We start from the raw sequence: 25,431 nt of genomic DNA, 5'->3' as shown, positions 1-25,431 counted from the left end.
GGCCTCCCATTGCGAGCCGCCCGCTCCGTCGCGGACGGCGGTTGGGGGGACCGTAGGAGGCGCAAGGTTGCAACAGGGTTGCGGCGGAGCGCCACCACGGAACTACACTCGGCAGCACCCCACCCGGTGCCGCCGGGCACCGGTCCGTGCCAACCCGGGGGGCCGGCCATGACAGTCTCGTACGCGGCGTCCTACGCGGCCTGGCCGCCGGGGACCGACCCGGACCTCCTGCGGCGGGACGTGGCGCGCGCCCACGAGGAGTTCCTCTCGACGGGACGTCCGCCGCGCCCGGTCCGTGACGTCGTCCGTGACTCCTGGCAGCGTTCGCTCAGCCGCGGCGTGGACCCGGAGGCCGACGGCCCCCGCTCCCCCGGCCTCGGCGCCGCGGAGCTGCGCGACTACCGGCGGCAGCACCCGATGGCGGCGGTGCTGCCCGTCGTGCGCAGCCTGCTCGTCGAACCGGCCCAGGACAGCGACCAGTTGGTGGCGGTCGGCGACGAGCACGCGCGGCTGCTGTGGGTCGAGGGCACGCCGGGGCTGGCGGCGCGGGCCGAGCGGATCGGCTTCGTCGCGGGCGCCGAATGGGCGGAGGACGCGGCCGGCACCAACGCCCCCGGAACCGCGGTCGCCCTCGGCCGGCCCCTGCAGATCTACGCGGGCGAGCACTTCATCCGTCCGGTGCACCCGTGGAGCTGCTCCGCCGCCCCGGTCCGCGACCCGGACACCGGCGCGGTGATCGGCGTGATCGACCTGACCGGCGGCGACCACATCGCGGCGCCGCACGCCCTGGCCCTCGTACGGGCCACCGTGGCGGCGGCCGAGGCGGAACTGCGGCTGCTGCGGCTGCGTGGCGCGCTCCCGGCCGCCCCGGCGCAGGCGGCACAGGGGGCTTCGGCGGGAGGGGCCCGGCTGGAGGTGCTGGCGCGGGACCGTGCGCTGCTGACCTCCCCGTACGGGACGGTCGAACTGAGCCCGCGGCACTCGGAGATCGTCTTCCTGCTGGCGCGGCATCCTCGGGGGCTGGGCGCCGACGCGCTCGCCGCCCGCCTGCACGAGCACGAGTCCGCGCGGGTCACCATGCGGGCGGAGATGTCGCGGCTGCGCAGACTGCTCGGCCCGCAGGTACTGGGCTCGCGCCCGTACCGACTGCTGCTGCCGGCCGCCACGGACGCCGACGAGGTCCGCGCGCTGCTCTCCCGCGGCGCCCACCGCCGGGCCCTGGCTCGCTACCCCGGGGCGCTGCTGCCCGCCTCCGGCGCCCCCGCCGTCGTCGACGCACGCGAGGAACTGCACTGCGCGCTGCGCCGCGCCCTGCGCGACCGCGGCGACGTCAGACTGCTCCTCGACTGGCTGGAGCGACCCGGCAACCACCACGACGTCGACCTCCTCCAGACCGCGCTGCGCACCCTGCCCCGCGAATCGCCCCGGCGCCCCGTGCTGCGCGCGCTCCTGGACCGCGCCCGGCGGTGACCTGCGGGGACCGGCCGGGACCCGTAGGGGCACACTGGTGGGGTGGATGATCCGAACATCGCGCACGTGAGCGCCGCGTCCCGGCTGGCCGACCCCGCCGAGGGCATCGGCATGGACGAACTGGGCCTGGCGGCCCGCAACCACGCGCTGCCCCTGGAGGCCCTGCGCTACGACGTCACCCCACCCGGCCTGCACTACGTGCTGGTCCACTTCGACATCCCGCCGGCCGACGCAGCGACGTGGCGGCTGACCGTCGGCGGCAAGGTCCGCACCCCGCTGGAACTGTCCGTGGACGACCTGCGCCGCTACCCGGCCGTCACGCACCGGGTCACCATGGAGTGCGCCGGCAACGGCCGGGCCGGGCTGACCCCGCGCCCGGTCAGCCAGCCCTGGCTGAACGAGGCGGTGGGCACCGCCGACTGGACGGGTGTGCCGCTGCGCGTCCTGCTGGACGAGGCGGGCGTGGCACCCGGCGCCGTCGAGGCGGTCTTCACCGGCGCCGACCACGGCGTGGAGCGCGGGGTCGAGCAGGACTACCAGCGCTCGCTCACGGTCGCCGACGCCACCGCCGAGGACCCCGAGGTCCTGGTGGCGTACGCGATGAACGGCGCGCCCCTCCCGCCGCAGCACGGTCACCCCGTCCGCCTGGTCGTCCCCGGCTGGTACGGCATGGCGCACGTGAAGTGGCTGCGCGACATCACGCTCACGGACACCCCGTTCACCGGTTTCCAGCAGGCCGTGGCGTACCGCATCCGGCAGGAGCCCGACGAACCCGGCGAGCCGGTGACCCGCATCGCGCCGCGCGCGCTCATGGTGCCGCCCGGCTTCCCGGACTTCATGACGCGCACCCGCGTCGTCCGGCCGGGGCCGCAGCGTCTGGAGGGCCGGGCGTGGTCGGGCCGCGCGCCGGTCGTCGGCGTCGAGACGAGCACGGACGGCGGCCGCACCTGGCACGCGGCCGAGATGGACGACGCGGGCCACCCCTGGGCGTGGCGGCACTGGCACACCACCTGGGAGGCGGCGCCCGGCCGGCACGAGCTCAGCGTCCGCGCCACCGACGCGGAGGGTCACACCCAGCCACTGGAACAGCCCTGGAACCGCGGCGGCTTCGCCAACAACCTCGTCCAGCGCGTCCCGGTGGTCTGCCTGGCGGCCGGCGCCTGAGGTCCGCGCGCCACGATGTCACCCGTCGAAGGCGCGCCAGTCGACGGCGTCGTGGGGCAGGAGACTGAGGGCATCGCGGTCGGTGGCTCCGGCGCACACGTCGAACCGGTCCCCCTCCCAGCCCTTCGAGACGCTCAGGACGAGTCCCGGGGCCACGTGGAAACGCGTGGCCGATCCGGGCGTGAAGGGCCGGAGGGGAACCGGGCGCAGATCCCTGGTGAGCGTCTCGACCTCCGCTCCGGTGATCCCGTGTGCCAGCGCCACGTAGTCGGCGCTCCTCGCGGCCTCGTCGAGCGAGAACTGGAGGAGGAAGCCGCTGAGCGGTTCGTTCTCGGCGGTCGGCGGTTCGTCGTGCACCCGGTGCCAGACGGTGGGGTCGTCCTCCGACTCGCCGGGCGTCCACAGCGTGGACCAGTGGAACCCTCCTTGGTTCTCGACGCCGATGACGCACATGTCTCCGCAACGGTCGGTCTCACGACCGGGGTCCTTGACCATGCGGTTCTGGACGCCCAGGACGCCGGGACGCCGCGCGGCCAGTTCGTAGAGGTGCGCGAGCCCTTCGGGCAGGTCCGCGTAGTCTCCGCGTTCGACCGGTGGTTCCGCGTCGTCGGCGGTGGCCGGGTACCAGCCCGTGACGAACCGCTCCAGCGCGAGGGCGCGGTCGCCGTTCACATGGTCCAACCACTCCAGGCCGGGGCGCTCCGCAGCGGGGCGCGGCGGGCGGACCCGCTGGAGCAGCGCCCTGCTGAGAGGCGTCTGTGGTCGTATTCTGCAGTCGTCGAGTTCGTACGCGGTGCCGCCGGGTGGAAGGTGCGAACCGATCTGTTCCACGTGGCCCGTGCCGAGGTGGAGCAGGCCCTCGTCCACGCGGACGAACAGATGGAAGGCGGACGCGTCCCAGAGGCGCTCCAGCACCGGGGCCGGTGCGGGGCCGAGCAGACGGATCTCCTCGGCGTTCCACACACCACTGCGCCCCGGTACGTCCCCCGCCGCCACGACGACCAGCGTCCCGGCGGAGCCGATGATCATCGTCGCGCCGCCCACCGGGTGCCCCTCGGCGGAGGAGCCGGCGCCGATCAGCGCCCGTGCCTGCCCGTCGTCGAGCACGTCCCCGGGAGCGGGACCCTGGTTGTCGTCAGCCATGCGTCATGGTCCCAGCAGGTCACCCCGGGCCGCGTATGGGGGCCCGTTCTCCGGGCGGTGGGGGCACCTCCCGGCCGAGTACGCCTAGCCCTGCGTTCGCGGCGCGCGGACCAGCAGGAACAGGGTGCGGCGACGGAGGGTGAAGCCGATCGACCCGTACAGCCGCAGCGCGTTGGTGTTGCTCGCGGCGGCGTGCAGCACCGGGGTGTCACCGCGCTCCTTGATGCCCGCGGCGACGGCGCTCACCAGGCGGGTCGCCAGGCCGCGGCCGCGGTGGGCGGGGTCGGTGCAGACCGCGCTGATCTCGGTCCAGCCCGGCGGCTGGATGCGCTCTCCGGCCATCGCGATCAGCCGCCCGCCCTCCCGGATCCCCAGGTACGTGCCGAGTTCGAGGGTGTTCGGGAGGAAGGGCCCGGGCCGGGTGCGGGACACCAGGTCCATGACGTCGTCGACATCGCCGGGGCCGAGCCGTACGGCCTCCGGGGCGTGCTCGGCGCGGAGCGCGGTGTCGACCATCTGCACACCCTCGCCGCCCTCCACGACCTCCCAGTCGTCGGGGACCACCGGTGAGCCGGTGACCAGGGCGGTGCCGCCGGGCCCGAGCAGCTCGGCCAGGTCGTCCCAGGCGGCTCGGTCGGCCGGGTCGGCCAGGCCCGCGAAGAGGGACACGTCGGTCCGGTACCGGGCGGCGCGGCCGTGGACCTCGGCGAAGCGGGAGTGCGGGCCGGTGAGCGCGGCCCATACGGGGTTGTCCAGGTGGGCGGCCGCGGCACCGTGGGGGGCGGGCTCTGCGGGTTGGGCGTGATCAACGGTGGTGGACATGGGTGGTGCGGTTCTCCGTCCATCGTGGGACCGGCGCTGTCGGGTGGGTCAACACCGTCGGACCCGCCCGCAATCCCGGCCGGGCCGATCTCCCGCACCCGGTGGTGCGGGTCGCGGAGCCCCGGCCGGGTTGCGCGGCACGGGCGGCGTAATAGCGTGGCCGGGAGGCGGGGGGCTCGCGCTACGAGGGAGATGGCGCATGGCCACACTGGTCGCCGTCAGCGTCGGTATGCCCAAGAACGTGCAGTGGCACGGCCGGACGACGTACACGGGTGTCTGGAAGGAACCGGTGTCGGGCCCCCGCATGGTCCGGCGGCTCAACATCGACGGCGACGGGCAGGGCGACCTCGGCGGGCACGGCGGCGAGCAGCGGGCGGTGCTGGTGTACCAGCTGGACTCGTACCGCCACTGGCGGAAGGAACTCGGCCGGGACGACCTGTCCTTCGGCCAGTTCGGCGAGAACTTCACCGTGGACGGGCTGCCCGACGACGAGGTGTGCATCGGCGACCGGTACCGCATCGGCGGCGCCGTCTTCGAGGTCACGCAGCCGCGGGTGACCTGCTACCGGGTCGGGATGCGCATGGCGGAGCCCAGGATGGCCGCGCTGCTGGTGGCCCACCGGCGCCCCGGCTTCTACCTCCGCGTCCTGGAGGAGGGCGAGGTCACCGCGGGCGACGAGATCGTCAAGCTCGGGACGGGGCCGGAGGCCATGACCGTCGCCGACATCGACGCCCTGCTGTACCTGCCCGGGCACCCCCGGGAGCAGGTCGAACGCGCCCTGCGCATCCCCGCGCTGAGCCCGGGGTGGCAGGCCTCGATGCGGGCGCTGCTCGACAGCCCGGCGGGCGTCGGCAGCGGCCCGGCGGGGAACCCCGGGCTGACCGGGACGGCGGCCCCTCCCCCGGCGTGGCCGGGCTTCCGCCCGCTGCGGGTGGCCCGGATCCGGGACGAGAGCAGCAGCATCTTCTCGCTCACGCTCGCCGCGCAGGACGGCAGCCCGCTGCCGGCCGGGATGCCGGGGCAGTTCCTCACCGTACGGATGCGGCCCGACCCCGAGGGGCCGCCGCTGATCCGCACCTACTCCCTGTCGGGGCGGCCGGGCGCGGCGGAGTACCGGATCAGCGTCAAGCAGGAGCCGCACGGCGCGGGCAGCGGCTTCCTGCGGCGGCACGTGCGGGAGGGCGACCTGCTGGACGTCGCCGCGCCGCGCGGCACCTTCGTACTCGGCGAGGGCGACACGCCGGTGGTGCTGCTGTCCGCGGGGGTGGGCGCGACGCCGGTGATGGCGATGCTGTACGCGCTGGCGGACGCCTGCGGGCGGCGCGAGGTGTGGTGGCTGCACGTGGCGCGCGACGGCGAGAACCATCCGTTCGCGGCGGAGTCCCGGGCCCTGGTGGGGAAGCTGGCCGGCGCGCACGCCTACATCGCGTACAGCAGGCCGCGTGAGGGCGACCGCGCGGGCGCGGACTACACCGGGGCGGGCCGGCTCGACGCGGCGCGCATCGCGGCGCTGGAGCTGCCGCCGGACGCCGACGCGTACGTCTGCGGGCCGCAGGCCTTCATGGACGACATGGCGGAGGCGCTGACCGCGGGGGGACTGTCCGCGGGCCGCGTCCACACCGAGACCTTCGGCGCGCTGTCCTCGATCAACCCGGGCGTGGTCGACGCGACGGCCCGGCCCCCGCACCCGCCCACCGCCCCGCCCGGCGAGCCGACCGGGCCCTCCGTGTCCTTCGCCCGCAGCGGCCTCAGCGTCCCCTGGCACCCGGCGTACGGCACGCTCCTCGAACTCGCCGAGGCGTGCGACGTACCGACCCGCTGGTCGTGCCGCACCGGCGTCTGCCACACCTGCGAGACCCCGGTCCTGACCGGCGGTGTCGCGTACGCCCCGGAGCCCGTCGACGAACCCGCCGCGGGCAACGCCCTCATCTGCTGCTCGCAACCGCGCACGGACCTGGTCCTGGACCTGTAGCCCGCTGGCACAGTGGTGCGGCCCCGGCCGGGGCCGCACGACCTCCGGGGGCATGGTCGCGTGACCGGCCTCAGAACCAGCGGGCCGGCCTCGCCGAACCGTCCGGCCTCGCCCACGGGCTGCTCGTGTGGTGCCGGGCCTGACGGCTGCCGGTCCTCGTCCTCGACTGCAGGCCCGCCGCCCCACGCCGCCACGCCCGGGAGCAGGTGGTGGCCCCGACGAAGGCGCGCCCGACCCGCGCCGCAGACCGGACCGCGGTCGGCGGCCCCGCGGTCAGCTGCGGACGGCGGGCTGCGGGAGGTCCTGGGTCTCCAGGGACATGAGCTGGTCCGCGGTCGGGTCGTCGAGTTCGGCGACGCGCTGCGCCTGGCGTTCGGTCATCTCCTGGAACATCTGGCGTGCGGAGCGGCCGTTGCCGAAGCCCTCGCCGCGCGGGAGCAGCTCGAAGAGGCGGGTGAGCTCCTCGCGGGCGGTGGGGGTGAGTTCGTACTGGTGCTCCGTGGCCTGGTACTCGACGATCGAGACCAGTTCGTCGGCCGCGTAGTCCTCGAAGAGCAGCGTGCGGCCGAAGCGGGAGGACAGGCCCGGGTTGGAACTGATGAAGCGGTCCATGTCGCCGGGGTAGCCGGCGGCGATCACGACGACGTCGTCGCGGTGGTCCTCCATCAGCTTGACCAGGGTGGCGACGGCCTCCGTGCCGAAGTCGTTGCCGGCCCCGACGGGGGCCAGGGTGTAGGCCTCGTCGATGAAGAGCACGCCGCCGAGGGCCCGGTTGAACGCGGCGGTGGTCTTGGGGCCGGTGTGGCCGACGTACTCGCCGACCAGGGCCGTACGGTCGACCTCCACCAGGTGGCCCTCGCGCAGCAGTCCGAGGGCCTTCAGGAGCCGGCCGTAGAGGCGGGCCACGGTGGTCTTGCCGGTGCCGGGGTTGCCCGCGAAGATCAGGTGCCGGCTGAGCGGCGGGGCGGGCAGCCCGGCCTCCTCGCGGCGGCGGACGGTCTGCATCAGCTTCACCAGCGAGCCGACGTCGTGCTTGACGCGGTCGAGGCCGACGAGGGCGTTCAGCTCGCCCAGCAGGTCCTCCAGGCTCTCCTCGGGCACGTCCTGCTCGTCGCCGCCGGCCGCGGGGCGCGTCGCCACCGGCGGTGCGGCGGGGGCGCCCGGTGCGGCGGGCACCGCCGGGGTGGCCGCGGGTTCGCCGAAGGTCAGCGGCACGCCGTCGGCGGTGCAGTCGTCGAGCTCCGGCGCGGCGCCCTCGTCGGTGCCGAGCGCGTCCGCGCAGGCGCGGATCCGGCAGTGCCGGAAGACGGGGTCCGCGCCCGTGCCCACGTGGAGCGCGGGGAAGCCGGAGCCGGATACCTCCAGGGAGGTGAAGGTGCCGGCGGCGCCCTCGGCGAGGAAGACGCCGTTCTTGGCGGGCCGGTCGATGCGCAGGTCCGCGACCGTGGAGCGGGCGCCGGTCCACACGACGACGCCGGAGCCGGCGCAGTCCTCGAGCGAGCCGCCGTTGAGGGTGGCCTCGGCGCCCTTGTCGACGACGACGCCCGCCGCGCCGCTCCCGGTGATCCGGATGCCGGTGAGGACCGCGGTGCCGCCGGTCGCGACCTGCACCCCGATGTCCTTGGTCCCGGTGACCGTGGTGTGCTCGACGCGGCTCTCGGAGGTCGAGCCGACGCCGATGCCCGTCGCCACGTCGTCGATGCGGCAGCCGGTGACCGTCGCCACGGCCTGCTCGGCCACGGCGACGCCGGTCATGGCGACGTTCCTGATCCCGCAGTCGGCCAGTTCGAGGCGGGCCTCGCCCGCCGCGTGGACGCCGTGCTCGGCTCCGTCACGGACGAGGCAGTCGGTCAGCCGGCCGGTGGCGGTGCCGGAGAGGTGGACGGCGCTGAAGGCGCTGCGGTCGATCCGGCAGTCCGCGAGCCGGGCCTGCGCGGCGCCCGTGATGAGCAGCCCGTTGGCGCCGGCGTCCGCGACGGCGCAGCCGTGGGCGTTCAGCACCCCGTTGTCCTGGACGACGACACCGCTGGCCGACGCCCCGCGGATCCGGCAGTCGGTGAGCTCGGCGCGCGCCGTGCCGGTGACGTGCACACCGGCCGCGCCGGGCGACTCGATCCGCAGTTCGCCGGCCGTGGCCTCGGCGGCCTCCTCCAGCAGCAGCCCGGCCCGGCCGGTGCCGGTCAGCGTGGAATCGGCGAGCTTCAGGCGCGCGCTGCCGCGCAGCCGGACACCGGAGCCGGTCGTACGATCCAGGCGCAGGCGGGCCGCGTCCAGCCGGGCCGTGCCGGAGAGGACGACGCCCGTGCCGTCGACCCCCGTGACGCTGGTGTCCTCGGCGCGGGCGCGGACCGCGCCGGCCAGGTGCAGGCCGGCCAGCCGGGCCCGCTCGAGGCGGCAGCGCCGCAGGATCAGGGCGGTCGTCCCGCTCTCCTCGTCCTCCGGGCCGCGGGCCTGGACGCGTCCGCCCTCGACGGCGCAGTCCTCCAGCACCAGTCCGGCGCCCGGCGAGACGGCGATCGCGGGGGCCCCGTCGTCGGCGCCCCACACGGTGACGCCGTGCACGGCGCAGTCCGGCCCGTCGACGGTCAGCGCGGGCCGGTCCCCCGGCGGAGCGGCCAGCACGACGCTCCCCCGGCCGTGCTCCGCCGTGAGCACGACGGCGCGGTCCAGCACCACGGCCTCGGTCCAGGTGCCCGGGGCGATCACCACCACGTCGCCGGGGGCGGCGGCGCGCACCGCGTCGGCGATCCGGTGGAAGGTCCCCCGGCCACCCTGTCCTTTCGGTGCCACGGTGTGACGCGTCATGTTCCGGATCCTCTACTGCTTCTGCTCGGTGCCGGCCGGTGGTGCCTGGTACCAGGACGGGTTGATGCTCGCACGGTACGCACCGGTCAGGTAAACCGACTGGATCGACTTCTCGAAGATCTTGAAGGGTAGCTGGATCCAGAAGTCCGCGAAGCCCTGGCGGTGGAAGAGCCGGCTTCCGCCGCCCAGCACCACCACGTTCTTCACCAGAGCGGTGGAGGCCGAGGTGGTCAGCGCCGCGGTGGCGTTGATGCCGCCGTCCAGGAAGGCGTCCGCGCCGCTGAGCTTGACCGTGGTGCCGTTGGCGTCGCTCACGCCCCACACGGCGGCGTTCATGGCGCCGTTGACCCACCCCGAGATCACGCTGGTGCCCGCGCTGAAGGCGAAGTCGTAGATGCCGCCGCGCCAGCGGGTGGGCGTCTCGTTCCCGGCCCACTCGTTGGTCCAGGTCTTGTCGTGGTTGAACGGCCGGCGCTGCGGGTGCTTGCCGCCGTCGACGTTGGCCAGGGTCGTCTTGAGGTTGCCGAGGTTCCGGAGCCCGGGAATCCGGTTCTCGTGCACCGCGATGCCGAGACCGGTCTTGACGCCCGAGGACACGGCGGCGTTGGCGAACGCCTTCAGCACGTCGTCCCCGTTGAACTTCTTGTGCTGGGCGGCGTCGACGATCGCGTTCACCACCAGGTTGGCGGCGAACTCCAGGACGAACTCCTGGCCGAACTCCACGGCGGCCTTGTAGGCCACGGTCCGCCAGTACGGTTCGTACCGGGCCTCGCGCAGCGCCGCACCGGCGCCGTCGGGGACCACCGTGCCGGACCACGGCATGCGCTGGGCCTCGCGGATCCGGCGCCCCCAGCCGCGGATCTCGGTCAGCGCCCCGCGGTAGTCGTACTCGTTGCCGACCAGCCTCATCTGGCCGAACGGGCCCCGGCGCTCCCAGACCAGACCGCTGTCGGTGCGCTGGGCGACGAGCGCGCCGTCGGCGTCGTAGCGGTTCCACTGGCCGCGCCAGGCGTCCGTCTCCAGGTAGCCGGTGACGGTGCCGTCGGCGCCCCTCACGGCCTTGCGCTCGCGGACGACGGACTCGTGGTCGAACTCCTTCCAGACCGAGTGCGGGGTCGCTGCCGCCGGGTCGTACTCGCGCACCCGCAGCGGGCCGCCGAGGCCCACGGGGACCTCGCGGAGCCTGACGGTGGCGCCTTCGGTGCCGGGCAGCGGCCGCAGCTCGTCACGGAAGTGCCGCGCGCCGCGCGACCACTGGTCCTGCCACGACGTGCCGTTCCACCAGCTGCGCACCTGCCGGCCGGGCCCGGGGTCGATCGCGCGCCCGGTGCGGTCGTACGCGGCCGTCAGCCAGCGGTTGTCGTCGGCCGGGTCCCGCCAGGCCTGCAGGTAGCGGCCCTTGTCGAGCATGCGGCGCTCGCGGACCAGCCGGCCGCCCGCGTCACGGTCGCGGAAGGAGTCGTCCCAGGACAGCTTCGGGTCGCTGGAGCCGCGGAAGAACGTGCGGGTGCCGGAGGCGCCGAGCGGGGTGCCCTCGGCGTCCACCTCGCGCCACGTCCACTTCGCGGAGTCCGTCTTCCCCACACCCTCGATGAAGCTGTTCAGGGTGCCGTCGGGGTTCGGCTGCCGCATCCCGGTCAGGTTGCCGTGCGCGTCACGGGTGACCCACGTGCCGTGGCCGGGGGCGGCGTCCACGGCCCGCGGGGTGGTGTACTCGCGCACCACCCCGCCGGGGAGGCCCTCGCGGACGACCTGGACGCCCGCGGCGTCGCTGACCTCGTCCCGCCACAGCAGGCCGGTGGCCGCCGGGTCCTGCGGCACGCGGTAACCCCGCAACTCCCCGGCCTCCCACGGCTGGTGCCCCGCGGCCGCGGGCGCGTGGCCGGGACGTCCGGCGTGGTCGCCGACCTTGAGGGTCGTGCCGTCGTGCAGCTTGGTCGTCAGGCGCGCGAAGCGGCCGTCCGCGGTCAGGTCGAGGACTCCGCCGTCGAGGCCGACGTAGCGCACGCCCGAGGTGACCTCGCCGGTCGCGGTGCCGATCGGCCGCTTCTGCCAGGTGAACAGCTGGTGGGCGTTGTCGCCGAGCACATGGGCGTACCCGCCCTCCGCGTTCCGCGCACCCGGCAGCCACGCCTTGCGGACCCAGACGGGCGGCCGCTGCTCGCGCCACCGCTCGGTGACCAGCAGGTGGCCGTCGACGACCTCGGCCCTGCCGACCTCCTTGCCGTGCGGGGACTGGCGCTGCCAGGTCCCGTCGGTCCGCCACCCGCCGGGCGCGGCGGCGTCCCGCACGATCTTGTGCTCCTCGTACTGCCCCGCGTGCTCCGGCAGCCGGCCCATGCCCCACTTGCGCTGGACGAGGGTCCGCCCGTCGTCGGCGAGGTCGGTCCAGCCGGAGTCGAACCGGTCCGGGGTGCGCGGGCCCTCGGCGAGCTCCTTGCCGGCGCCGTCGTAGCGGTGCCAGCGCAGGTCGCCGTTCCCGTTCCGCAGCGCCAGCGTGTGGCCCGTGCCGTTGGTGTGCTTCTGCAGACCGGCCTGGTACTCGTGGACGACGTCGCCGCGTCCGTCGAGGTCGCGCCAGCCGGTGCCCGCGGTGTCGTACTCACGGATCCCCGAGCCGGAGAGGGCGGCCTCGTCGCCCCAGCGCGCCCAGCTCGTACGGGGGTTGGTACGGCCGAACGCGATGGTGTCGGTGCGGCGGAAGGAGTCGAGGAGCCCGCCGCCGGGCAGCACCCGGCGTTCGAAGACGGGAACCGGAGCCCCCGTCGCGCTCAGCAGCACCACCCTGCCGTTCGCGACGCCCGTCAGATCCGCCGTGCCGTGGTGGAAGACGCCCCGGGGGGCGCCGTCGGGGCCCCCGGTGCGGGCCCACGTGCCGCTCCGGTGGTCCAGGACGTACTGGTACGGGGTCGTCCTGCCCTTGTCGAGGACGTTGAAGCCCTGTCGGACGACCACGCCGTCCGGGTCCAGCTCCAGGAACTCCCCGCGGCGCGGGCCGCCGGGCAGCGTGCACTCGATCCGCACGCCGCCCGCCGGCTGCGCGGTGGCGTCCCAGTGCCGGATGGTGTCGCCCGCGGGGTCCTCCAGCCAGTGCGCGCCGTTCGGCTCGTCCGCGCTGGGCGCCCGCGTGACGAGGACGCGCCCGCCCGCCTCGTCCGGCAGCGGGGTGCCGTGGGCGGTCAGGGCGCCGGCCGCGTCGTGGCGGGCGAAGGAACCGTGTGCCGCGGTGACCTGCCGGCCGCCGCCGGGCAGCGGGGTGACCTCCTGGACCAGTTCCCCGGTCGTGCCGTGGAACACCTGGTGGCCGTTGCCGGGCCGGGCGATCTCGATGTGGCCGTTCCCGTGGACCGTGACGGCCCGCTGGGCGTCGGGCGCGAACGCGTCGTCCAGCCAGCGCTGTCCCCCGCCCGTGGCGCGGTCCAGGTGGCCCGCGGGTACGCCGCCGCGGCCGGTGAGGCGCAGGCCGTCGCCGGTGAAGGCGCCGTCGGGGGCGAACGTCCGGTAGCCGGTGGCGTGGGTCACGCGGAAACCGCCGTTGCCCGGCAGTGCCTGGACACCCTCGGGCAGGGCGGCGCCCGTGGCGTCGGTGAGCCGGTGGCCGTTCGCCGCGTCCGGGACGACGAAGCGGTCGCCGCGCGTACCGGCCACCGGGTCGGCGAGTGCCGTCCCGGTCTCGACGTGCCGGCCCTGGTCGTCGTGGAGCACGGACCGGCCCGTGGTGTCGTCGAACGTGCGGAGCCGGCCGCCGCCGACGTCCGTCACGCGCTCGGTGAGCGGCCGGCCCAGGCCGTCCGTGAGACGCAGCCCGCCGGCGCCGTCCGGGACCGCGACCCTGGCCCCGCGGGCCCCGTCCGCCGGGTCCGCGAGGGCGGTCCCGGCGTCCTGCCGGCGGCCGTCCGGGGTGTATCGGGACGTCGCGCCGGTCCCGTCGTCGATGATCCGGAAACCGGCGTCCCCGGGAAGGACGGTGACGTCGCCGCGCTGCGGGACGCCGTGGGCGTTCGTCAGCGTGTGGGTGCCCGCACCGTCGCGGGCCAGGAACAGGTCACCGCGTCCGCCGTCCGCGCCGGTGAGCGACAGCCCGCTCTCCTGGAGCCGTCCGGCCCCGTCGTGGCGTACGGACGCACCACTGACGTCGTCCGTGATCCGGAAACCGGCGCCGTCCTCCAGGGGGGTCACCGTGCGGGGCACGTCGCGCCCCTGGACGTCGGTGACGCGGGTGGTGCCGTCCTCGCGCACCAGCACCAGGTCTCCCTCGGCCGGCGTCCCGTCCGCCCCGCGCAGCCGCAGGCCCCCGTCGACCGGGTGGCCGCCGGTGCGGTGACGCGTGGTCTCGCCGGTACGGGTGTCGGTGACGCGGACCGTCCCGTCCTCCAGCGGTTCCGCGAGGTGGTGCTCGGCGTCCGGGCCGGTGAGGCGGGTCGCCGCGGGGCGGCCGTGGCCGCTGAGATCGGTGTGCAGCCGCAGGCCGTTCGGGTCCCCGGCGGCGTTCCTGAGCGGCACCTCCTGGGCGGTCCTGATGCCCGACTCGTTGTACCGGACGACCGTGTCCGACGCGGTGTGCCGCACGTCGAACCCGCCGTCACGGAAGACGACCGTCCGGCCCTCGTCGGGCTCGAGCCCGCGACCGAGGACGCGGTGGGTCACGCTGCCGTCGTCAGCCGCGGTGCGCTCGATGACCAGTCCGTTGGCGCCCTCGACGCCGGAGTCGCTCAACTCGACCCGGGTGACGCTCCCTCCGGTGCCCTCGGGCAGGTCGCTCAGCTTCCCGGCGCCGGGGGTCGCGCCGCGCTCGACGGCGGCCTGCTCATGGACGTCCCGGATCCGGGTCTCGACCTGGTGCGTGTCGATCCCCTGCTCCCGCAGGCCGTCGATCGCGGACGTGACCCGGTCGCGGGCCGCCAGCGTGTCGGAGCGCAGCAGCTCCTCGATCGTGCTGATCCCCTGCGAGGTGCTCGCCTCCCCGTGCGGCAGGGCGTCCTCCGCGGTGCCGAGGTCCTGCCGGGCCCGGGTCAGACCGGCCCAGCCCTCCCGGCGCGGATCGCCCTCGCGGCCGAGGAGTTCCTCGACCCGGCGGTGGTCCTCGGCCCAGGGCACGTCGTCGGCGCCGCGCCCCGGGGCGGCCGGGGCGGGGGCCGGCGCTGCCGGAACGTCGCTCCCCGCGAGCAGCCGCAGGGCGCCGGCCTGACGTTCGGTGCCGGTGAGCGCGTCCTGGAGGCGCACGCGCGTCGCCTGCGTGAGGTCGTCGCCCGCCAGGACGGCACGGACGCGGGTCGCCAGGTCGTCCAGGGCGGCCACGCCGCCGCCGTGGCCCGTACCGAACGCGGCGCGCTCCTGCAGCAACCGGTAGGCGCCGCTCTCGGCCCGCGCCTGGACCAGCGTGCGCTCGACGCCGGCGGCACCCGGTGCGCCACGGTGGGCGATGAGGAAGTCGTCGGCGGCCGCGGTCAGTTCGTCGAGCGCCGTGATCCGCCCGGCGAGGTCCGTTCCCTGCACGTCGTGCAGCTCGGCCAGCCGGCGTTCGACGGCGTCGATCGCCGTACCGGAGCCGGACGTCCGCGCCTTGAAGACGGCCGGGTCGAGCAGGTCGAGGTCGGCCACACCGCTGCCGCCGGGCGCGATCACGTCGTCCGAGGCGGCGGGGAGGTGCGGCACGTGGACGTGGTCGTGACTCGCGACCTGGCCGTGGATGAGGTCCAGGTAACGCGGGCGCAGCCCGCCCTGGGACAGGCCCTCCGGGGCGGCGTTGTGGTAGTTCCCCATGAGACTGCCGTCGACCTCGGGCCGGTGTCCGGCCGTGGTGTCCCGGTACTCGTCCCGCAGACCCAGCTGATGGCCCAACTCGTGCGCCAGATCCTGCTCGGTAGCGTCGATCCGCCACTGGTGCTGGTTCATCGCACCACGCGAACCACCCACGTTCACCGTGAGGTGGGCGTCGGACGCGTTCCCGGTGACCCGCTCCAACGTGACGTGCAGAACACTCTCATCACGCAACACCGCACCAGGACGGTTGAAGACCCGCTCCACACCCGACACCGCACGGTCCCACAACGCGTCCACCTGAGACGGCGACAACCCGTCCGCCGCCAACCGCACCCGCACCGTCAGATCCGTGACCGAGTGGTCGCCCAACTCGAACCGACGCACGTCATAACCAGCGCGGACCTCGTACCGCGGAGCATGAGCACCACCACCCCGCGGCGTCGACACCGGATCCACCCACGAATGCTTCACCGTGTTCGGAGCCACCGCACCACGCGCAGCATCCCAACCCGCGTCCAGCGTCAGATCCACCCGCCCCCCACCCGCGGCATGTGTGAGGTCATCGACCGACGACCCCGCCGGCCCGGACACCGTCCTCGCCGAAACCTGAGAGTGGTTGTCGAGAACCGGGAACGACCTGTCCCCGCTCTCCCAGCGCACCGTCACGGTCTCCGTGGTGGAGCCGTGGACGACGGTCCGCCGCACGTCCCGCTGGAGCCGCTCGAGCGTGTCGAGCAGTTCGCCCGGCGGGAAACGCATGTTGAGCGCGTCGAGCAGGCTGTCCTTCGAAACCCCGAGCTCGTCCGCCAGGTTCTGGAGGTGACCGGGATTGTTCTTCCAGCCCGGCGTGGCGTTGCTCGGCCCCACGTGGACGGAGTTGTCCGCGGTCAGGATGGACGGACCGTGCAGGTCGATCAGGTCCTGGGCGGCCTTCGACCGCGCGGTCAGGTGGAAGTCGCTCCCCTTGATCGTGACGGACGACCCGCCCGCCACCCGCGTCTCATGACTCGAGGTGAGGACCACGTTCACGTGGACGGCCACCTCCGCTTCCGTCCCACCGTCCACGACCTTGACCACGATCGGGCGGGAGATGAGGTTGTTGCCGCCGTTGTTGCGGGTCTTCACGCCGAACTCGAAGCCACCGAGCGTGCGACGCGGGTCCTCGGGCCTCCCACCGCCCCTGCCGATGACGACGTCCAGCACCCCGTCCCCGGTCAGCCGGGTGGCGGCCGGGGCGGCCGCCGAGACGGACTGCGGCAGGTGCTTGTTGATGCCGTCGACCAGGGCGTTCCGGGTGTCCATGGCCATGCCGACCAGCTGCTTGAAGGCGTCGTCGGAGCCCTTGGCGGCGTTGCGCACCGCCTTCCATTCCACGGACCGGGCGGTACCGAGTTCCTTCGCGTCCAGCTTCGCGAGGGTGGTGATGCCGTCCGCCTTGATCTCGTGGAAGGCGATGGCGGCCAGGTTCTTCCCGGCGTTCGCGTCCTTCACGAGCACGTTCGGGTGGTGCAGCGTGAGGAAGTGCTCCATCTGCTCGGTCCAGGTCTTCCGGTTCGCATGGCTCTGCGTGAGACCCGTGAGGAGCGACTGCGGGTCATCGCCCACTGCCAGGGCGATGCGCTCGCCGTCGGTGACCAGGGCCAGGTCCGAGTCGAACACGACGGCCCGGTTCTCCCGTCCCTGCCACACGTGGCCGCGGTTCTTGACGAGGCTGTCGAGGAGACGCTCCCCCTCCCTGGCCTCGTAACTGATGGCCTTTCCGGAGACCTCACCGAACCGGATGTCCTTCTCCAAGCCGAGGGAGTTGGCCGGGTCGACACGGACGAAGGTGTTGGGCTCGGGGAAGTAGACCGTGCGCGCGTCGGTCTTCGCCATCGCGTCCCGCACGGCCAGGTCGAGGTCGGCGGCGTTCTTCCCGACACCTTCGGGGAGGGTGTAACCGCCGCTCACCATCTCCGGAGGAAGCCCATTGTCGGAGCTCAGACGTTCGATCTTCGCGGCGGCGCGGTCGAAGAGCGGCTCGCCTTGGACGACCATGCTCTTGACGTCGGCGTCACCGACGTGCAGGTACACCTCGCCCTCGGCATTCAGTTTGACCTTGTTCAGCATGCCGCGGGTGAGATCGTCACGAATCACCGCCTCGCGGAGCGCGCCGTACGGGATCTCCTTCTGGGCGCCGGCCTCCACCAGCTTGGAGTTGGGCTGCTTCCAGGTGAAACCGGTGACGGAGACTTCGAAGTCGCCCTCCTTCTCCCACTGCTGGGCGAACTTCCGCACCGCGTCGGTGATGTCGGCTTCCTTGCCGACGCGTCCGTTCACGCCGATGACGAGACCGAGCCGCTCGCCGAGGGACTCCTTGCCGAACGCCGTCCCGTACGTCTTCGCCAGGGTGAGCAGATCGGTGTCCACGGTCGCGATGACCGTGGCGACGAAACGGGTCCCCTCGCCGCCCTGGAGCGAGCCCTTGGCCGCACCGTCGTACTGGGCCACCGGATTCAACTGGTAATTCTTGACGATGTCGCCGAAGCCCTCGCTGAAGCGCACGGCCTCCGTCCGCTGCGTGAACGACGTCGGCACGGGTCCCAGCTGCGAGCTGCCGCCCTTGTTCTTGCCCGGCGCGTGGGGGGCGATCCCGTCGACGGCGTCGACGCCGACGTGCGGCACGTGGACGTGGTCGTGACTGACCACCTGACCGTGAATGAGGTCCAGGTAGCGGGGGCGCAGCCCGCCCTGGGACAGGCCCTCCGGGGCGGCGTTGTGGTAGTTCCCCATGAGACTGCCGTCGACCTCGGGCCGGTGCCCCGCCGTGGTGTCCCGGTACTCGTCCCGCAGACCCAGCTGATGACCCAACTCGTGCGCCAGATCCTGCTCGGTAGCGTCGATCCGCCACTGATGCTGGTTCATCGCACCACGCGAACCACCCACGTTCACCGTGAGGTGGGCGTCGGACGCGTTCCCCGTGACCCGCTCCAACGTGACGTGCAGAACACTCTCATCACGCAACACCGCACCAGGACGGTTGAAGACCCGCTCCACACCCGACACCGCACGGTCCCACAACGCGTCCACCTCAGTCGGCGACAACCCGGCCGCCGCCAACCGCACCCGCACCGTCAGATCCGTGACCGGACGCCCACCGAGCTCGAACCTCCGCACGTCATAACCAGCGCGGACCTCGTACCGCGGAGCATGAGCACCACCACCCCGCGGCGTCGACACCGGATCCACCCACGAATGCTTCACCGTGTTCGGAGCCACCGCACCACGCGCAGCATCCCAACCCGCGTCCAGCGTCAGATCCACCCGCCCCCCACCCGGAGCCCCACCGTGCAGGACGTCACCCGCCCCACCGGACAGGCCGGTGACGGCGGGCGCCGACACGCCCCCGGAGTCCCCCCGGACGGGGAACGACTTGTCACCCAGGAAGTGGACCCGCACGTCCTCCGCGCCGGAGCCGTGGACGACGGCGCGCTCCACGTCGTCCTGGAAGCGGTGGATCGTCTCGACCAGTCCGCTCGGCGGGAACCGGTTGTCGAGTGCCTCGATGAGCTTCTGTTCCGAGACGCCGAGGGACTGCGCGAGGTTCCTGGTGTTGCCCGGCCTGCTGTTCCAGCCGGTCTTGGCGTTGCTGGGCCCCACGTGGATGGACTTCGACGCGGTGTCGCTGGAGGGGCCGTGCAGGTCGATCAGGTTCTGGTCGGTGTGCGGTCGCGCGGTGAGGTGGAACTTGCTCCCGGTGATCGTGACTTCCGTGGTGTTCGCGAGCTTCCCGCCCGTCACCGTCACGTCGGCCTCGTTGCCCGAGCTGAGCATCACGTTCAGGTGGACGGCCACGTCCGCTTCCGTGCCGCCGTCCTTGACGGTGACCACGACCGGCCGTGACACGAGGTTCTTGCCGTCGTTGCTGCGGGTGCCCGCGCCGAACTCGAAACCGCCGAGCGTGCGGCGTTCGTCGCCGTTTCGGCCGCCCGTGCCGACGACGACGTTCAGGATCTGGTCGTCGGTCAGTTTCGCGGTGCCCCCGGAGGCGGCCGGTGCCGCAGGGGAGACGAACGAGGCGTCGCCGGACCGCTCGACGCGCGCGGCCGTGTCCGTGAAGAGGTCCGCCCTGGGCACGCCGCCCTCGTCGAGGAGCGAGGCCGTGAAGCGGAGGTCCGCGTAGTTCTCGTGCAGTTCGTCGGCCGCGGAGCCGGGCTTGCCGCCGCCGGGGGCCGGAGGCGTGTCGGGGGTACCCGGGTGGCCGCTCGTCGGGCCGGGCCCGTGCGCGGGCGAGGGCCCGGGAGCTCCGGTGCCGCCCGGGTGGGTGCCGCCGCCGGCGGCGGGCGGTGCCGGGGGCGCGGGGTGCACTCCGGAGCCGGAGGCCGCGCCGGGCCGCGCGTTGTGGACCTCGACCGTGAAGGACAGCCCCTTGTCCTTGGCGAACTGCTCGAGCTGCAGCTTCCGCGCCTGGAGCGCCGGGTCGAAACCGTCGTCCACGAGCACGACGCGGTCCAGGTCGTCCCACTTCACGCCGCCGTGGAGCTGGGCCTCGAAGTACCTGCCCAGCCGGCGTTCCAGCGTTCCGGCGTCGCGGAAGCCGCGGAAGGCGTCGTCGAACTGGAAGTCGGTCGCCTCGGCGAAGGCCAGCCGCACCAGGGGCTCGGGACCGTGGTTGAGGAGCGGCAGCATGTTGCCCCGGCCGGTGACGCTGCGGGCACCCTCGACGCCCTCGATGAAGCTGTCGGCGGGGGTGAACGTGGCCCGTTCCATCAGGTTGGGCCTGAGGTGGAAGACCGCCTGCCCGTACATCTTCACACCGCCGGGACGGTACTTGGAGGTCAGGGCCGCGTAGTTGGGGAGGTCCGTGAGATCGGCGGCGGTCGGGGCGAAGGACTTGCCGCCCTGGCCCGGGTAGATCCCGGAGGCGTCCGTCGTCCGCTTCACGGAGGCCGGAAGGCCGAGGGCCTCCTCCGTGTTGCCGCGCGTGACGTAGTACCCGGCGCCGGCGTTGTCGATCTCCCATGCGTTGCGGAGCAGCTGCTGGTCCGCGGTCATCGCGTCCAGCAGCGTCCCGCCGCCCGGCACCTGGCTGCCGAGCTTGAGGTTCACCGTGAGCGAGAGCTCGTCCTGAAGGTGCCGGTGGACCTTGGCGATGAGCTCACCGGCGTCCGCCCCGTCGAGCCGGTAGCCCTTCGCCCAGTCCCAGTCGCCGCCGCGCAGCTTGGTGGTCAGGGCGTCCGTGTCCGCCGCGAGCGTGCGCAGCGCCCGCCGCTCGGCCATCACGATCGCCGAGAGCTGCGGCATGCTCAGGTTGCGCAGTTCCGTGCGGCCCTCCAGGGCGTGGAACAGCGCGACGTTCTCCAGGAACGACTCCTGCTGCTGCGTCAGCACACGTGTCAGGTCGTCGTTGTGCTCCGCGCCGGCCAGGCCCTTGGTCAGCACGTCCTGGTGCGCCTTGAGGTCGCCCTCGTACGCCTCCTTGCCGTTGCCCTCGGGCCGGCCGTAGGCGGACTGCGGGTCGTCCAGCCAGTGGGCCACCGTCAGGTCCTGGCCGCTGGGCACGAGGGCGTGGCTGAGCTTGCCGCCCTCCAGCGGCGTCACGACGTGGGTCGCCGACGGGACGTGGTCGACGGACTGCACGACACCCTCGGGCGCCGGCGGGACCGCGTCGCCGCGGCCCTTGAGGTGCAGCAGCGAGCGCAGGCCCTCCGGCAGGCGCGGCGCGCCGCCGCCGAGACCGTGGCCGGCGTAGGACTGCACCTCGGGGAGCGGCGCTCCGCCGGTGAGCTCGTCCCAGTGGGCCTCCGCCTGGGTCAGCGCGGCTTCGGCCTGCCGGACCTGTTCCCACGACTCGAGGTAGCGGACGCCGTCGGCCTCGGCGGAGGTGCCGACGCCGTCGACGTAGCGCGTCTGCAGGTCGTCGCGGATCGCGCGGGCGTTGATCAGCTCGCGGCGGGCGTCGGTGATGGCCGCCGCCGCGTCGATCTCCGACAGGTCGTCCCCGAAGTCCCCGCGGACGCCGTCGTGGTCCGGCCGGGCGCCGGAGGAGCCGGGGACGTCGGCCGGCGCCTTGCCCTTGCCCTTGTCCACGGCCGGGGTGTGCGGTTCCGCGCCGGTGCCGACGTGGACGTCGCCGCCGGCGCCGGGGTGGACGGGTGACGGGGGACCGGAGGGCAGGTCGTCGAGCGAGTGCCGGAACAGGCCCATGTCCTGCAGCATGTCGTCGATCTCGGCGAACATGTGCTGCACGTCGGAGGCGTACTGCACCGGGGACTGCGGCGGCAGGTGTCCCGCGGAGTCGCCCGCGCCCGAACCGCCCGCGGACGACCCGCCGGGGCTCGGCGCCGGCTCCGGCACGCTGTCCACGGAGCCCCGGCCGGCCCCCGGGAGGGAGTCGCCGGTGACGGACCCGGTCACCGAGGGGCCCGGCAGGTCGGACAGCCCCGGGCGGAGCGTGCCGTACGCCTCGCCCAGCTGCCGCGACAGCAGGCGTCCCGCGTCCTCGCCGGAGGTGAGGATCGTGTGGGTGATCATCTTCTCGAACTGGTCGAGGATCAGCAGGCGTTCCTTCTGCGGAGCCGTCGCCAGGTTGCCGTCGATCAGGGGGCGCTGGTGGTCGAAGAGCACGAAGTGCTTCGCCTGGTCGGTGGCGCCCTCGAACCGGACCTGGTCGCTGAGCCGCCAGTCCTCCACCTCGCCGAAGGCGTTCTGGTACCTGATGGCGTCGTCGGCGGTCAGCTTGGCCACGGGCGACGTGCCGTCCGCCCAGTGCCAGGCGCCGTCACGGCGCAGCATGGTGTCGACCAGGCGGTACGGGGCCGCCACCCACAGGTCCGCCACGGACTTCCCGAGCGCGGCGGAGACGAAGCCCTCGGCGAACCGGACGCAGTTGTAGCGGAACAGGTCGTACACGGCGCCTGAGTTGGCCATCGCGTAGCGGTACGCCTCGAACAACTGCTCCGCGGTGATCCGGTAGGTGCCCAGCACGCGGACGTGCCCGGAGAGGAGGTACTCGGCGTCGTTGACGATGGCGCCCGGGTTGCCGAAGAGGTTCCCGTCCTCGGGGTAGAAGCCGATCGTGAGCGGCTTGCGCTCGCCCGGCAGCATCACGGAGACCATGGCGTGGCCCACGTCGTCGGAGAACTCGCGCCAGGTCCGGCCTCCGGGACTGGCCACGAGGGCCACCTCGATGTCCGCCGCGGGGTTGTCGAGGGCCCGTTCGATGTGCTGCCGCAGCGGGCGGATGAGGTCCACGAACTCCGAGAAGCCGTCCAGGTCCTCGGTGCCGTGCTCCCCGACCGGGGACCCGGGGACCGAGTCGTCGTCGAAGTCGAAGCGCGAACCGAGCGGTGCCCCGGTGTCGTCCGGGAGCACGTCGTCGAGCCCGTCGAGCAGGCCGCTCGCCGGCCGCGGCGGCCTCGGCGGGGCCGGCGGTGCGTGGTGCCCGCCCGGGGTGGGCGCGTCGTGCGTGTGGTCGCCGTCCCTGACGCCGCCGGGGAGGTGCCCGCGTTCCGGGCCGGCGAGGTGGACGGCGAGCTGGTCGGCCTGGGCGCGGATGTCGACCTTGGTGAAGGCGGCGCCGCGGAGGTCCTCCAGCACCTGGCGGGCGGCGGTGACGGCCTCCACCGTGACCGTGCCCGACCCCATCTTGCCCAGTTTCAGGTTGACCTCGTGGAGCAGGTCCGCCTCGCGGGAGAGCACGTGACCGCCGCCCGACGCCGAGGGCCGGACCGGTACCGGATCCTGACGCAGCGGCACCGCGACGTGCCCGTCGCCGGTGACGGCCACCTTGTCGTGCGTGCCCGGGACGACGACGTCGTCGGTGCTCTTCGCGGGCGCGCCGGCGAAGGCGTGGCCCGCGTCGGTGTCCACGGTCCTCCCGGCTCCGGGTGCGCCGGCGAAGGCGGGCCCGTCGACCGGCCGGACGCCCCGGCCGTCGTCGAGGAGGTCGAAGGCGGAGCGGGCCGCGTCCTTGGGCGCGATCCCGTGCACGCCGGCCTTGGGCGCACCGGGAGCGGGAACGCCGTGCGCGGAGGGGCCGGGCACGGTGTCGGTGACCACGGAACCGGGGCGGCCGCCGCCGGCCGGGCGCACGATCTCGTCGAGGGTCAGATGGGCCTGGTTCGCGCGGGCGGCGCCGGCGACGTTGTCGTCGAGCGAGGACCCGAGGTGGGTGGGCACCGGGTTGTTCGGCGTCCCCTTGGAGCCGCCGGCCAGCACGTCGAACGCGGACCCCCCGGCGCTGGTGCCGCTCTGGTGCCCGGGGACCCCGGTGAGCGGGCCGTGGGCGCCGGTCGTTCCGCCCGGGGCGGTCAGCAGGTCGTGCACCCCGGCACCGCCCGGCGGCGCCTGGACGCCGGTCAGCGCGGTGTGCGCGGCGCCCGTCCCGGCGCCCGGGGCACCGGGGGCGGCGAGCAGGTCGTGGACCGCCGTGGTGCCCGGGGCGGGCGCGGGGACGCCGGTGAGGGCGGTGTGCAGGGCGTTGGTCCCGCCGGGCGGTGCCGTCAGCACGCCGATCGTGCCCTGGGAGAGCAGGCTGCCGTTGCCGTGCGCGGCGAGGGCGGTGATGTCCACGCCTTCGTGCACGGCCGGGGTTCCCGCCGAGCCCGGCACGTACAGGCCGGAGGAGTGCGTCACGTGGCCGCCCGGGGCCGCCGCGCTCACGCCGAGTCCCTCGCTCATCTGACCGGGCGCCACGCCGAAGGCGTCGATCTTCATCCCGCTCAGCTGCGTACCGGCGATGTCGACCACGTCGTCCATGTGCCGGACGGCCCGGAAGCCCGCCGTCGAACCGTCGACCAGCGAGGTCGCCCCGTGTACGGAGACCGGGTTGAGCGTGCCGACCCGCAGCCCGCTCAGGTCGACGGTGTCGATCGGCGCCACGGAGAAGGAGGCGGGGCGGATGGACGTGTGGGTGTCGGCGAAGTTGCCGAAGCGTACGTCCGCCAGGTCCACCCGGGCCACGTTGATGTCGGCGTGCGCGACGTCGAAGTGCGGGGTCGCGCCGTGCGGGCCGATCGGGACGGCGCTCGCGGTGTGCGCCGCCGTGCCGCCCACCGGCAGGTCCCAGACGCCCCGGCCCATGACGCCGCGGTCCCAGAAGCCCATGCGCAGGGCGCCCTTCAGCCCGTACTCCGCGATGTCGGTGTGCGTCACGGGCAGGAGCAGGCGCGTCCACTTGCCGCCGGCCATCTGGCTGCTCCAGGTCTCCTGCGCGAAGAGCTGGAAGTTCTTCCACGCGCCCGGGGCGCCGGCCCGTACCGCCGTCGTCCAGCCGCGCACCACCACGGGGATGGAGCGGACGCCCTGGATGACGACGAGCCCGCCCTTGACGAACACCGACCCGCCGAGCGCGGGCAGGTTGTGGAAGTTCTGCATGACCCACAGGCCGCCCTGGCGCACCCAGGTGAGGCTCATCCGCGCGACGTCCCGGAGGCCGGTGAAGACGGTGGCGAACCGGAACCCGCTGATGATGTCCCGCAGGGACAGGATGCTGCCGCGGCCCCACTGGATGCCGGCGGTGACACCGCCCTTGATGAGCTTGCCGATGCTGAAGATCGGCAGCGCCTTGGTGGTGGGGGCGATGATGCCGAGCCCGGCGAGGAACAGGTCGAGGAAGCCGATGTCCCCGCGGGCGAAGTCGATGGCCGCCTTGACGAACAGCGTCATGTTGACGCCGAAGGCGAGCAGGGCGATCGGACCGCCGAAGATCAGCGCCGGCACGATGAGGATGATCGCCAGGATCTGGAACATCTCCCAGAAGACCTGGCAGTCCGAGATCGGCAGCCGGATGTCGGAGGCCTTGTTGATCACGCCGGCGACGGTGCTGCCGTGCTCACCGAGTTCCGCTCCCGCGCTCTCGGCGGTGTGCCGGTGCACCTCCAGCTGCGGGTCGTCCTGCGGCAGGCCGCGGGCGGCCGACAGGGCGCCGTCGGCCTTGCCCTGGGCCTCCTCGACCCAGTTCGCCCAGTCGCCCAGGGTGCGGGAGACCTCCTCGAAGGAGTTGGCCACGTCGTTGATGTGGTTGCGCAGCCGGTCGTCGATCTTGCCGCGCAGGGCGTCCGCGGTCTGCCCGGCGAAGACGCTGCTGTCGGCGGTGTTCATCACCTGGTCGATGGCCGTCGCGATGAACCTCGCCTGCGAACCGATCGTGGACAGGTCCGTGACCAGCTGACGGATCTGGACCGGGTCCCCGGGGGTCGGGTCCCCGTGCAGACCGACCACGTTCCAGTCGCTCGGGCGAGGCATGTGGGGGATCCCTCCCAGTTCGGAGCGGAGGAGCCCGGCGGAGCTCTCCACGTGGACCACGCGCG

Annotated in this window: 7 protein-coding genes; 3 read left to right on the top strand and 4 right to left on the bottom strand. The window is 73.8% G+C overall.

Annotated features, from left to right (window positions below; translation table 11 throughout):
• Window positions 1-168 precede the first annotated feature (168 nt).
• Entirely contained in the window at window positions 169-1,470 is a 1,302-nt protein-coding gene (locus ACZ7MY_RS39045) for a GAF domain-containing protein (RefSeq protein WP_499610062.1), read from the top strand.
• Window positions 1,471-1,581: 111 nt separating this feature from the next.
• Window positions 1,582-2,634, top strand: coding sequence for a sulfite oxidase (locus ACZ7MY_RS39040; RefSeq protein WP_499610092.1), 1,053 nt, complete (start codon window positions 1,582-1,584; stop codon window positions 2,632-2,634).
• An 18-nt stretch (window positions 2,635-2,652) separates the two neighbouring features.
• Here the strand turns inward: ACZ7MY_RS39040 and ACZ7MY_RS39035 are convergent, their stop codons facing one another.
• Window positions 2,653-3,777, bottom strand: coding sequence for a hypothetical protein (locus ACZ7MY_RS39035; RefSeq protein ID WP_499610060.1), 1,125 nt, complete (start codon window positions 3,775-3,777; stop codon window positions 2,653-2,655).
• Window positions 3,778-3,861: 84 nt separating this feature from the next.
• Window positions 3,862-4,599 (bottom strand): GNAT family N-acetyltransferase, encoded by a 738-nt coding sequence (locus tag ACZ7MY_RS39030; RefSeq protein WP_499610058.1) that lies wholly within the window; start codon window positions 4,597-4,599, stop codon window positions 3,862-3,864.
• 199 nt (window positions 4,600-4,798) lie between these two features.
• Here ACZ7MY_RS39030 and ACZ7MY_RS39025 point away from each other — a divergent pair, with 199 nt between their 5' ends.
• The gene (locus tag ACZ7MY_RS39025; RefSeq protein WP_499610055.1) at window positions 4,799-6,571 is read left to right on the top strand and encodes an MOSC domain-containing protein; all 1,773 of its coding nucleotides are present in this window, start codon (window positions 4,799-4,801) and stop codon (window positions 6,569-6,571) included.
• A gap of 273 nt (window positions 6,572-6,844) precedes the next feature.
• On the opposite strand, the gene ACZ7MY_RS39020 is transcribed toward ACZ7MY_RS39025, so the two are convergent.
• Together ACZ7MY_RS39020 and ACZ7MY_RS39015 are read right to left on the bottom strand one after the other, a co-directional pair.
• Complete coding sequence (locus ACZ7MY_RS39020; RefSeq protein ID WP_499610052.1) at window positions 6,845-9,376, bottom strand: right-handed parallel beta-helix repeat-containing protein; 2,532 nt, start codon at window positions 9,374-9,376, stop codon at window positions 6,845-6,847.
• 12 nt (window positions 9,377-9,388) lie between these two features.
• A complete protein-coding gene (locus ACZ7MY_RS39015) occupies window positions 9,389-25,366 on the bottom strand; it encodes a hypothetical protein (protein ID WP_499610050.1) in 15,978 nt (5,325 codons plus the stop codon).
• Window positions 25,367-25,431: the final 65 nt, after the last annotated feature.

This window comes from Streptomyces sp. NPDC111520, from assembly GCF_055635295.1.
The sequence above is the reverse complement of the archived record's forward strand: the minus strand, read 5'-3'. Positions and strand labels throughout refer to the sequence as shown.